8 protein-coding genes and 1 pseudogene are annotated in these 13239 nt (G+C 34.3%); 8 read left to right on the plus strand and 1 reads right to left on the minus strand.

What is annotated here, in order from left to right; genetic code table 11:
- The first annotated feature begins 79 nt into the window (after window positions 1-79).
- From D1606_RS03925 to D1606_RS03960, 8 genes are read left to right on the plus strand one after another with little or no spacing between them, the layout of a single operon-like run.
- Window positions 80-2452 carry a hypothetical protein gene (locus tag D1606_RS03925; RefSeq protein WP_119414706.1) on the plus strand — a complete coding sequence of 791 codons (2373 nt, stop codon included), beginning with the start codon at window positions 80-82 and terminating at the stop codon, window positions 2450-2452.
- Window positions 2449-3384, plus strand: coding sequence for an ABC transporter ATP-binding protein (locus D1606_RS03930; RefSeq protein WP_119414707.1), 936 nt, complete (start codon window positions 2449-2451; stop codon window positions 3382-3384). The genes D1606_RS03925 and D1606_RS03930 overlap by 4 nt, the downstream gene beginning before the upstream one ends.
- On the plus strand, window positions 3381-4226 hold the full coding sequence (locus D1606_RS03935; protein WP_119414708.1) for an ABC transporter permease: 846 nt from the start codon (window positions 3381-3383) through the stop codon (window positions 4224-4226). The genes D1606_RS03930 and D1606_RS03935 overlap by 4 nt, the downstream gene beginning before the upstream one ends.
- Before the next feature lie 11 nt (window positions 4227-4237).
- Window positions 4238-5668, plus strand: a complete 1431-nt coding sequence (locus D1606_RS03940; RefSeq protein WP_119414709.1) for a lipocalin/fatty-acid binding family protein — start codon at window positions 4238-4240, stop codon at window positions 5666-5668.
- A 13-nt stretch (window positions 5669-5681) separates the two neighbouring features.
- Window positions 5682-6677 carry an AAA family ATPase gene (locus D1606_RS03945; protein ID WP_119414710.1) on the plus strand — a complete coding sequence of 332 codons (996 nt, stop codon included), beginning with the start codon at window positions 5682-5684 and terminating at the stop codon, window positions 6675-6677.
- Complete coding sequence (locus D1606_RS03950) at window positions 6674-7552, plus strand: DUF58 domain-containing protein (protein WP_119414711.1); 879 nt, start codon at window positions 6674-6676, stop codon at window positions 7550-7552. Before D1606_RS03945 ends, D1606_RS03950 begins: the two co-directional genes overlap by 4 nt.
- A gap of 10 nt (window positions 7553-7562) precedes the next feature.
- On the plus strand, window positions 7563-9323 hold the full coding sequence (locus D1606_RS03955; RefSeq protein WP_119414712.1) for a vWA domain-containing protein: 1761 nt from the start codon (window positions 7563-7565) through the stop codon (window positions 9321-9323).
- Window positions 9307-11901, plus strand: a complete 2595-nt coding sequence (locus D1606_RS03960) for a VWA domain-containing protein (protein WP_119414713.1) — start codon at window positions 9307-9309, stop codon at window positions 11899-11901. The genes D1606_RS03955 and D1606_RS03960 overlap by 17 nt, the downstream gene beginning before the upstream one ends.
- A gap of 47 nt (window positions 11902-11948) precedes the next feature.
- Here D1606_RS03960 and D1606_RS03965 read toward each other — a convergent pair.
- Window positions 11949-13120 (minus strand): annotated as a pseudogene (locus D1606_RS03965) (MFS transporter).
- Window positions 13121-13239: the final 119 nt, after the last annotated feature.

Genomic DNA, 13239 nt, shown 5'->3' on the forward strand with positions numbered 1-13239 from the left:
TATCGAATGTGCCAAAAATGGAACCTAATATAATGAAATTTCGTATTAGTATCAGAGAGAAGAAAAGGAGGCGTTTAATATGAAGCAGAGATTGTTGATACTTTTTACATGTGTGGTCTTATTTATAAATATTTTATCAACCTTCTCATTAGATGTATCGGCAAAATCCAATCTGACTGTTAAAGTGCATTCAGGATTAGACAATAAGGCGAAAGAAACAAAAGGTCTTCCTGTATTGTTGACTATAACAAATAAGGGGGATGCATTTTCAGGTGAGATTGTCATTGACAATGAACATGTATATAGTGGTGGAATGGGAATCGTTACACCCTTAGAAATCGGATCAAATGAAACGAAGTCTATTAAAATTATGCTAGATTATTTTTCAAACCAATATTCAAATAATTTAGGTAAAAATCAAATGATTCATATATATGAGGGTGATTGGAAAACAGGAAAAGAAATACGTTTTACCGGCGACGAGGAGATTAACCCTCGAGTTTATGATAGAAGTAATAATTTCATCTTAACTTTTACGAATAGCACTGACCGTTTATCTGCACTTTCATCGACTTCCTCAACTGATTCTACGGAAATTATTCATCTCGGTGGATTGAAACAAGATATAATACCTACAACTGCAAAGGGCTGGTCAATGGCAAATATAGTTGTTGTCGACGAATATTCAATTTCTTCTTTGAAGGAAGAAGAACAACAATCCTTGTTAGAGTGGGTAAAATTAGGTGGAACATTGCTAATTGGTGCATCTGACAATTTAGATGGGGAAATCGGAATATTCAAAGATTTTTTACCGTTATTCTTAAGCGATGAAACAGTTAAAACACAGTCTAAAGATATTCAGAAAAAGTTTAAAGATGTTAAGCTTTCTAATGAGATAGTTTCCTATAAAGCAAAAAAAGCAGACGCAGAAGTAAAAACTATTCTGGAACTAAATAATCATATTTTAGCTGCAAAAAGTGGTCTAGGAGATGGGCAAATTATTCAAACAGCTTTTTCATTGGGTGATGAGCCACTTTCTACAGAAAAAAATTATGGAGAATTATTGCAAAGAATTATTCCTTTCAATGCAATTAGTAATATTAATGCAAATTACCAATTTGCAAACTTTACAGAGGGGAATACTTCTGTGAATGAAATGTTCCCGACATTTCAAGTATCAACCTTACTGTTAATTATCATTATTGCGATTTATATTATCGTTGTTGGACCATTATTGTATTTTCTCTTGAAAAGGAAAGACAAACGAGAATATGCTTGGTGGATTATTCCTGCACTTTCATTGTTCATTTCTATTTTAGTATTTGGATATGGAGCAAAGGATCGATTATCAAAGCCACAAATCCAACAATCAGCTGTATATAAGATTGATGGAGACGATAGCTTGAATGGCTATTATATGAATTCGTTATTAACGAATAGCAGTGGTGATTTCACATTTACAACGCCAACAAATAGTACGTCAACATTGATACGTAATTTTAATAATGGAGGAACAATTCACAAACAAGGAATTTTAGAACATTATCAAAAGGAAAATAAAATTACAGTACTTAATAATCGCTATTGGTCTGTTTCAACAATTGCTGGGGAGATGCAAATGAGAAATGTAGGTAGTTTTGATATTGATATTGAAGTAGAAGACAGTGCGATCAAAGGAACTGTAAAAAACAATTTACCCTATACTGTAAAAGATTTATCAATATGGTATGGAAGCCAGTGGTTGAAGTTAGGTTCCATCAAACCAGAGCAAACGCTGAAGATTACCCAAACGTTTAATGGAGCTCTTTTATTGCCTGCAATGCCAATTTACTCAAATTATCCTAATCAAGTGAAAAATCAAGAAGATATCATGAATGGACGTAAGGAAATGTTAAAAAATGCTGCTTATGACTTAATCGTAGGAAAAGAGCAACCTGCACTCGTAGGATGGGTAGATGATGCTATTACGCCGATTTCTTTAAAAGACAGTAAAGCAGACATGTCAAATGTCAATTTGCTCGTTCAAAGTTTTAACCCAAAAACAAATTTAACAGGTGAGTTTGTATTACCAGCTAATTCTATGACTTACGATATCATTCCTACTTCTAATTCAGGTATGGCCGATAGACCTGAAAACAGTTCATCTTGGTACATTGAGGAAGGTACCTATGATTTCGATTGGGTGATTCCAGAAATGCTGCAAGATAAAAAATTCAAATGGACAGAATTACAGCTAGCTAATACAGATCCCAAAAATGTACAACTCCAGATTTTAAACGTAAAAACTTCAAGTTTTGAAGCTATTAATGATGGTAGGTTCACAATTACAAAAAATGTTAAAGATTATATTTCGGATGAGGGTCTTATCAAATTTAAACTTGATAGGAAAATGTCTGATGATCAACATACAAACATTCCTACTCTTCAATTAAAAGGGGAGGTTAAACAATGATAGAAATAAAAGGATTAACCAAAAAGTATGGCTCATTTTACGCCTTAAATGAGCTCAATCTCACTATAAAAGAAGGGATAGTTTTTGGATTTGTCGGTGCAAATGGAGCAGGTAAATCCACAACATTTTCAATATTGTCTACATTATTACAACCTACAGATGGAGAAGTGACTATTGATGGTATTAATATAATGCAAAATCCAGAAGAGATTCGCAAGCTAATTGGTTATATGCCAGACTTTTTTGGTGTTTATGATCAATTAAAGGCAGAAGAGTATTTAGATTTCTTTGGTTCTAGCTATGGTATTCCTGCTAAACAAAGGGAAAAATTGATCCCTCAATTATTAGAGTTAGTAAATCTGTCACATAAGCGTTATGAATATGTAGATGTGTTATCTAGAGGGATGAAACAACGTTTATGTCTCGCTCGAACGTTAATCCATGACCCGAAAGTTTTAATATTAGATGAACCTGCATCGGGACTAGATCCAAGAGCTCGAGTGGAAATGCGTGATATTTTAAAACAGTTGAAAGACATGGGGAAGACTATTTTGATATCTTCTCATATACTTCCAGAACTTGCTGAAATGTGTGATGAAATTGGAGTAATTGAACAAGGTAAGCTAATTGCACATGGTTCTGTAGCTGAAATTCAAGCACAACTTATGGGTGAAAAATATATTTCAGTGAAATACAAAGCTGGATATGACATGAAAATGGCGAAACAATACTTCGAGGAGATCCCGTTTGTCTCTTCTATTGAAATTATAGATTACAAGGTGAATTTCCGCTTTAATGGTACAGATGAAGATCAAATGAAATTGTTAAGGAAGATGGTTGAACATGAATTACCGATTCTTTCTTTTGGTGAGGAGGAAAAAGATTTAGAAGATGTCTTTATGGCAATTACAGAGGAGGTGGAAAAGGTATGAAATCCACATTTAATAATCCAGTCCTAATAAAAGAGTTAAAGCTTCGTTTTCGTTCGTTTAAAAGTTTTGCAGGAATCTTATTTTACCTTTTAGTTTTAAGTATCTTTGTTTTTGGGTTTATCTTTATTTCTACGAATTTTACTGGCAGTGGATTCATCAACCCTGAACAAAGTGTTATTTTGTTTGGCATGTTAACATATGTACAACTTGCGTTAATCTTATTTATCACACCCGGTTTAACAGCAGGAGCTATTAGTTCAGAACGTGAGAAACAAACTTTGAATATTTTACTAACAACATCTCAAAGCTCGTTCCAAATTATTTTTGGGAAAATGAGCTCATCTATAGTATTTCTGTTTTTGCTTTTAATAGCTGGGTTACCACTTTATAGTTTAGTTTTTCTTTTTGGTGGTATTTCGCCAGGACAATTATTAATCATTTTCGCTTATTTAATCGTAACTATGATAACGATTGCGAGTATTGGCATTATGTTTTCGACGCTAATTCGTAAAACGATTATTTCAATGATTACGACATATGGAGCAATGTTATTTTTGACGGGAATTACGGCATTTTTCTTTATGATTGGTATGAGCATGGTGCAAAACACTCCACCTTCGCAGATAAGTCCAGCACCTTTGACACATTTTTGGGCAATGATTAACCCAATCGCTTTAATGATGACATTAATCACTCCAGAAATGTCAGATTCCCTTTATGAGTTAACAAAAATTCATTTTCCAGTTTGGGCTGGATATCTGATTTTTTATACTTTGATTACTAGTCTTTGTTTATGGATTGCATTGAAAAAGCTTCGTGTAAATATGAAAAAGAAAAAATAGGGAGTGTGTAAATGAGCAAACGTAGTAGTCAAATAGCTAATGCTGTTCAAAAGGCTCGATATAGTATGCTGTTTGAGTATTTTTTGAAAAATAGTCAGCAAGTGATTGTCTATACCTTATTATTGGCATTTCTAATTTTGCTTCTATCTCGCTTTTTTGTCCTTCCTTTTTATCAAGAGATTGCAATGGGGGTAGCTGTTATAACATTTTTTATAGCAGCTTTCTATTTATGGTGCAAACGACCATCAAAAAAGCAATCATTAGATGTTCTGGATGAATATTTTCCAGACAACTTACTGCGTACAGTGTATTCGATAGAGGATGTAAATACACCTTTAGCACAAGAGTTAATAAAACGGACAGAGAAAAAAACAACAAGTGCAATATCTGAATATAAGAAAAGGCAAAAAAATTTATGGGATTTTAAGTTAATCATTTCTAGTACGGCCATTATTTTTGGGATTGCAATATTGTCCCTCTTTCCTTCTGCATCACAGCAACTTGCAAAGACTTTTAAAGAAGAAAAAATCATGATAGCAAAGGTGAAAAAGGATATTAGTGAAATAAAGAAAAAAGCACACTCAAAAGAAACAAAGAATGCAATTGAGAAACTTCAAAAGGATTTAAAAAAGTCAAAAACGACTGAAGAAACATTACAAGCACTAGTGAAAAAGCAAAAAGAGCTAGAACTAAAAAAACAAAAACTTGAGGAAAAGAAAGTTTCTAATGGAAAAGGATTATCAAAAGAGGAATTAGAACAGTTAAAAGATTTAAGGAAAACAACTACAACACTTTCAAAAAAAGTTTTACAAACCCAAAAAGCATTAAGTCAATCTGGAACATCAATCAGTCCAAGCTTACAACTTGCATTGAATCAGTCAGCACAATCAAATTCATCTCTGGCACAAAGTCAAAATTCATCTTCACCATCAAATGCCACCAATAACACAACAAGTAGTAATCAAAGCGGTGATCAAAATCAGTCACCTTTACGATCTGGTAACCAAAATAGCCAAACACAATCAAACGGTCAACAAAGTAGTAGTAACAATGGAAGTACTAATAATGGCACTAACAGTAACAGTGGTAGCAGCAGTGGAAATAGTAATGGAAGTGGCAACGGAAATCAAGGTAAAGGCACTGGCATTGGTTCTAGCGGTGTTGGTGCAGGTATAGGTAAAGGGAATAGGGATTTAATAGCTATTCCAAAACGCATGGGGGAAAAAGGAAAAACAACGATTGATAGTGGAAAGTTAAATGGAGGAAGCCCTCAATCTATACAAGAAAGTAATAATGCGAAAATTTCAAGAGGATCTGTCCGCTCATACAAAGAAGTGGTAGGCAATTATAAAGATTCTTATATGCAAACAACTGAACGTTTGCAACTTCCAGGAGAGTTGCATCAAATTGTTCAACAATACTTTTCAACCGTTGAGAAATAGTAGGGGGAATATAATGACATACACTGCAGAGCAATACGAACAAACAAGTAAACAGTTAGAGCAAGTGAGAAGAGAAATTGGACGATATATAGTTGGGCAAGATGAAACAATCGACTTCACGCTATACGCAATATTAACAGATGGTCATGCACTGTTAGAAGGCCTTCCAGGATTAGGAAAGACAATGCTTATTCGTACAATTTCTGAGGTTTTAGATTTATCTTTTACGAGGATTCAATTTACACCTGATTTGATGCCAGCAGATATTACAGGTACAAGCATTATAGAAAGAATGCCTGATGGAACATCTCAATTTAAATTTAAAGAAGGTCCAATTTTTAGCCAAATGGTACTTGCAGATGAAATAAACCGTGCAACCCCAAAAACGCAAAGTGCTTTGCTAGAAGCGATGGGTGAAAAAACAGTGACAGTTCTAGGTGACACGAAACAAATGTCAAAGCCTTTTTTCGTTCTAGCCACTCAAAATCCAATAGAAATGGAGGGAACATACCCACTTCCGGAAGCACAAATGGACCGTTTTCTATGTAAGATTCAAGTTGCTACTCCAACCAAAAAAGAATTGATAGAAATTATGAAAAGAACGACAGGTGTTAACAAAACTGTGCTTGAAAAGAAATTATCAACAAACCAACTAATAGAGATTCAAAAAATGGTCAAAGAAGTCATTATTGCTGATGATATGTTGGAATACGCTGCTGACTTAGTTGTTGCTACGCATCCGGATCAAGAAGATGCACCAGAAATAGTACGGCAATACGTGGAGTATGGAAGTGGTCCTCGTGGTTTACAAAGTATTATTAAATTAGCAAAATCAAGAGCTCTGATGAATGGAAGATTCCATGTTTCAATTGCAGATATAAAAACGGTCGTTAAACCTGCTCTTCGTCATCGCTTACTATTAAATTATGAGGGTGAGGCTTCAGGACTAAAAGTTGATGATATAGTTGACCAACTTCTCGAAGCATTACAACAAGGACAAAAAGTATGAACATAAAAAATACAATATTACCTCCAGAATGGAGTAGTAAGATACGCAGGTATTGTTTACAAAGTCATTCTAAAATACGTGGTCAATATAAAGGTTCTCACCGCTCACAACGCTTTGGTTCATCATTAGAGTTTTCAGATTTTAGAGAGTACCACTCCGGTGACGATGTACGCCAGATTGATTGGAATGTCTATGCACGAACTGAAAAATATTATATTAAAAGATTTTTGGATGAACAAGAAATGCGTGTTCATATTCTTTTAGACACTACAAAGTCGATGTCCCAAGAAGTTAAATGGATGGTCGCAAAACAATTAACAGTAGCACTTGGTGCCATGGTACTAAACCAAGACGACCATTTATCATTTAGTTTTGTTAGTGAAAAAAATGTCCCTCCTTTTAGAAGAAAAGGCGCAAGCTTTCAAAAAGCATTTGAACAAATAGTAGCTCAGCTTGAGGAGCCTACTATAGCTGGTGATTTTACTGATCATGCGATGAAAGTCATTCCAAAAGATTTAACAGTATTAATAATTATTTCAGATGGATTAGAACCTATTGAAAAGTGGCGAACTTTTTTGAAACAAACGCCAAAGGTTGCTGGAGATATACGTTTTTTACAAATACAAACTACTCAAGAAATTGCCCCAGCTTATACTGGGGATGTAGAACTTCTAGATATGGAAACAAAAGAATCCTTAAATGTTTCGATGTCTCAAACAGTGTTCAATTCATATCAACAACTGCGTGAGCGTCATCAAAGTCAATTGATAGCGTTATGCCAGCAATATGGAATTTCTTTTTTGCCAGTTAACATGAATGATGGAATCCAGTATATATTATTCCAACAATTGTTAAAGTTACATTGGATTGGGTGAGGTGATGTAATTGGGATTTTTAAATTTATCATTTTTATGGACAATGATTATGCCACTAATTGTCATAATCTATTATTTCTTTCGTAAAAAATACATTCAGCAATCTGTTTCATCCACACTTTTTTGGCGAGAAATTATGAAAGAAACGAAAGTATCCCCTTATTTACAGCATCTACAACAAAATGCACTATTTTATCTGCAATTGTTCGCATTACTTCTTATGATGTTCGTATTACTACAACCCTATATAAAAACAAAAAACATCTCAGGTGAACAAATTATTTGGGTAGTGGATACATCTTCGACCATGCTAGCGAAGGAAGAAAACGAAACTATTTTTGAAAAGCATAAGAACGAAATGCTAGCACTATCAAAAAAACTAGGTGGTAAAGCAGTAACAATTGTAACTGTAGGGGCAGAACCTAAAATAGTATTACAAGATGAAAAGAATAGAGCAAGGATTGAAAGAGCAATCCAACAATTACAAGTTACATATAGTCATGAAGATTGGCCAAATACGATGGACTTTTTACAAAGCATAATAGGAAAAAAATCAACGGCAGTTTACATTTTTACAGATGCTATTGAACCAAAACAATTACCAAAGCGGACGAAAAATATAAAATGGATTGTTCAAGGATCTGAAAAAAAGCATCAAAACATTTCACTGCAAAGGTTCGGTGCAATTCAATCAGCAGAGGGTATTGAGGCTATTGCTCAAATAGAAAACCAAAATCCAAAAAGTCAACAAACTACTTTGAAAATATATAATGCAGATCAAGAAGAGATTGCTAGAAAGACCATCAATTTAAAAGCAAATCATATTACAAAAGTAAGATTGGATAATTTAAAGAGCACAGATGCTTTAACAGCTAGATTAACGGCAAATGATGAATATGCTGCAGACCAATCAATGAGTACGTTATTAGCAACTGATAGTTCTCAAATATTTGTCGACCAATCTTTGCATCAGTTAATTTCAAAAGCATTTCAATCGATTGATTCATCAGCAAGTACCATTTCTTCAAATCAATTGGAAAGTATACAGAGTAAAAGTATATTAGTAACAAATCATACAGATCTACTGCATCAATCAAAGAATCCAATATTATTAATTGGAAGAGATGATAAGAAAGCTCTAAAAGTTGACGGTGAAGTAAAAATAATTGATCCAAAACTATTTTCATATGCATCAATTGAGGATATCTATGTAGAAAAAGTTTATCCAAAAGTACGGAATGCAAAAACTTTAGTAACGGTTGGAGATACTCCATTAATACAGCAAACAGAAAATGGTCATATTGTTGTATTAATGGATTTGCAGATGACAGATTGGGCATTACATCCTTCATTTCCTCTTTTCTTATGGAGTGCAAAGGAAAAACTGACTGCCCATAACAGTCAACTCGGGACCTTTAAACCCGGAGAAAAAAGAGTTGTTTCCTTACCAGAAAGTAAAAAAGGCATAGATATTTATACTCCAAATAACGAATATATCAAGAGTATAGCGGATGGTGGTAGCTTTGTAGCGCCATCAAAACCTGGATTATATTATGTTAAAACCGATAGCGACCCCCTTTATTTTGTAGTTGCACTGGAGCAACAAGAAAAGACTTTGTCTGAAGGTACGAGTTTCCAGTATGGTGAGCTGTCAAAACAAAATACTATCAATAAAGACAATTCAATCTTTAGTACAATTCTTATCATTATGATACTTGCTTTACTAATAGTGGAATGGGAGGTGCAGCGTAGATATGGATTTACGAATTGACCAACCAATTTGGCTATTATTAGTCATTCCCCTCGTCTTATATATGATTTGGATTTTGAAGACAAAAACGTTACAAACACGTGAACACTGGTTCATCTTTTTCTTACGATTTATTGCGATTTTTTGTTTACTATTTGCAGCTACTAGCCCATATCTCTCGCTCCCTATTCGACAACAACAAGTAGTTTTTTTAGTCGATCGCTCTGCATCGATGAAGGGAACAGATAAGAATGTAGCTTCTTGGATTGAAGAGAGTTTAAAGACTAGAAAAGATAAGCAAAATGTAGGTGTTTATAGCTTTGCAAAGGGGATTCAAACAGATGTTGGTATTACAAACGTAGCGATTCAATTACCAAAATGGCAAGATTTATCTGATACAAGCGAAACAAATATAGCAAGTGCACTACAATTGGTCACGAATCTGTTACCGAAAAATAAAGCATCACGACTTGTATTGCTTTCTGATGGTTTAGAGACAAATGGAAATGTAGAAAATCAATTAAATTATTTCAAGAATAATAATATACAAATCGATACAGTCCAACTTGCAAACAATCAAGTGACAGATACAGCCATCACGGATTTCCAAACACCAAACATAGCTTATGAAGGTGAAGAACAACCACTGCAAGTTCAAATAGAAACAACTGAACCAACAAATGGAGAGTTAGTAATCACATTAAATGATGAAACGATTGCAAAGAAAAATGTTTCATTAGACGTAGGGAAAAATACGATCACAGTTAAACATATTGCTAATAAACAAGGCTTATTAAAATATGAAGCTATACTTAAAGTGAAAAATGATACATTTATCGAAAATAATAAATGGATGAGCATCACAAATGTAAAAGGTACCCCACGTGTTTTACTAGTGCACGGAAACAATCAATCTACTACTTTGGCAAAAATAATAGGAAGAAAAGAGCTAACGATTAAGAATATTGCAGCTTCTGAATTACCTTCTAGCCAAACTTCATACTTGCAATACGAAGCGATTATTTTTGATAATGTCCCTGGTCATGAAGTAGGAGAAGCGAAAATGAGGCTGATTGAACAATCCGTTAAAAACTTTGGTGTCGGTTTTATGATGGTAGGGGGAGATAATAGTTTTGGGCTAGGTGGATATTTTAAAACGCCAATTGAGAAACTATTACCTGTAGAAATGGAAGTGAAGGGGAAGGAACAATTACCTTCTTTAGGGCTAGTCATCGTCATGGACCGTTCAGGAAGTATGTCAGGAAACAAAATTGAACTGGCGAAGGAAGCCTCAGCAAGATCTGTAGAATTACTAAGAAAAAGTGATACATTCGGATTTATCACATTTGATAGTCAGCCGTGGAGCATTATTGATACAGCTCCTTTGAAAAACAAAAAGCAAGCGATTAAAGACATTTTAGCTGTTAATCCAGAGGGTGGAACAGAAATATACCAATCGCTGCAAATGGCATATGAACAATTAAAGCCATTAAAGCTACAGAGAAAGCATATTATCTTACTAACAGATGGGCAATCCTCAACAAATGCTTCGTATGAAGTGCTGACTGCAGAAGGTAAAAAATCTAATATTACTATGTCGACTGTTGCAATTGGTGATGATGCTGATCGTAAATTATTAGAAGAAATCTCGCGTTTTGGAAATGGACGCTTTTATGATGTAAGGGATGAGGAAACGATTCCCTCCATTTTAGCGCGTGAAACATCAATGATGACAAGAACATATATTGAAGATCATCCATTTTATCCAATTATATCTTCTGTAACTCCATGGGATACATTATTTAATGATGGCGTTCCACAGATGAATGCATATATTGCAACTACAGCAAAGCAAACTGCGAAAGTCATTGCGAAAAGCGAAAAAGACGATCCAGTTATTACACAATGGAATTATGGTCTTGGAAAATCTATTGCCTACACATCAGATACATCTGGAAAATGGGCAGGTGATTGGGCACGTTGGAACAAATGGTCACAATTCTGGAATTTAGCGGTTTCTGAAATTCTTCCTTCATTTGACGAAGTACCATACTCCATTTCTCAACAAACGGATGGTTCTTATTTAATCACTGACGTAGCCCAAAAGAGTGCTTTTATGGATATATCAGTAGTAGATGATGATGGAAAAGATGTAGAAATAACAGAAGAAACAATTGCACCAGGAAAAACAAAGGTTTATATTGACCATAAGCCAGGGCTTGTTTACTTTAGTGTTTCAAACGAAGACAATGGTACATTTAAAGCGGGTATTACTATACCATATAATAAAGAATATCAGCTGCAACAGCCAAACTCTGAACTACTACAACAAATAGCTAAATCTACTGGTGGGAAAATGTTAGAAAAACCAAAAGAGGCATTTCGCAATTTGCCTAAAAGTAGTTTTGAACAACAAAACATAACAATTTGGTTTGTGTTAATAGCTATGGTCTTGTTCTTTGTTGATATTACTTTAAGACGTTTTGGTTGGAAGACTATTAGAGGAGTATTGATAAGGGAAAACTCTACAAAAACAGAAAAACAAATTGAAGACAAGCGATTAGATGTTGAATCTTTATTAAAGAAAAAAAGAAAATAATAAAAGCGGCACATCTCGCGATCAGAGGGTGCCGCTTAATTTTAAGATTATTGAATTGAAAATGATTTTTTGTTCCAAATATAAGTGATTCCGAAGCACACTATTAATATAACAGTCCCTAAGATAAAAGGAATATTCATATGCCAATCTAACAGGGTTCCTGCTAATGCTGGTCCAATCATATTACCAAGACTCATATAAGCATTGTTCATCCCTGCAGCATAACCTTGTTCCTGCCCAGCTACTTTTGAAATAAGCGTATTTACCGCTGGTCGGATTAGAGTAGTCGCTGTTTGGAATGTGGTTGCAACAAATAAAATAATAAAGAAACCACTAACGAAAATCATACCGAGCATAGAAATAGCCGCTACAACTAAACTGATCAAAATAATATTCATCTCACCAAATCGTTTGAATAGACGTCCAAGTAAAAGGCCTTGGACAATTACCCCAACGAACCCACCAACCGTCATTAAGATAGCAATATCATTTGGAGTGTAGTGAAATTTATAGGTTAAAAACATAGATAATGTTGCTTGGAAATTAGCAATACCAAATGAGAAAACAAAAACAACCACTAACAATATAAAATAAGGTGTTTTAACCGAGCGAATCATTTCTTTTACGATATTATTGCCAGCTGGTGCTTCAACAATAACTGGTGCCGTTTTGGGTAAAAAGAGTAATGATAAAATACCAGAGATAATAGCGGCTGCACCTGCTACAAAGAAAGGAAAGTGCAAACTTACATTAGATAATGCGCCACCAATTCCTGGTCCAATCATAAAACCAAAAGAAATAGCTGCACCAATCATCCCCATGGCTTTACCACGTTGTTCTAAGGTAGTAATATCAGCAGCGAATGCCCCATTATAGGGGGAGTTATGAAAGCAGAACCTACCCCTATTAGAAACCGTAATATGAACAATTCCCATAAATCTGTAGCTAATCCAAATAGAATTTGGCAAGAGCCATTAAGAAGTAAACCAAAGATGATTAATTTTTTTCTTCCAATGCGATCAGAAAGACTTCCTGCAATTGGCGAAAAAATAAATTGAGCAAAAGCAATAATGGAGATTAAATATCCTAATACTTTTGCCGTTGCGCCAAATTCCTTAAGAAAGTTAGGCATGATTGGAATGATTAAGCCAATAGCGCTCATCGTTATAAACATATTGAACATTAATAATAGGAGTGCAAATTTGTTGCTTTTGTTCATAATAGTATAATATCTCCTTATTTATTTCGTGATGCTAAATATATGTTAAAACTATTTTTCATTATAACGGTTGTGTATATGTCATTCAATAAAATTAGATTAAAAAAGTTATACATATA

The organism is Rummeliibacillus sp. POC4, from assembly GCF_003576525.1.
In the GTDB taxonomy this organism is placed as follows: domain Bacteria; phylum Bacillota; class Bacilli; order Bacillales_A; family Planococcaceae; genus Rummeliibacillus.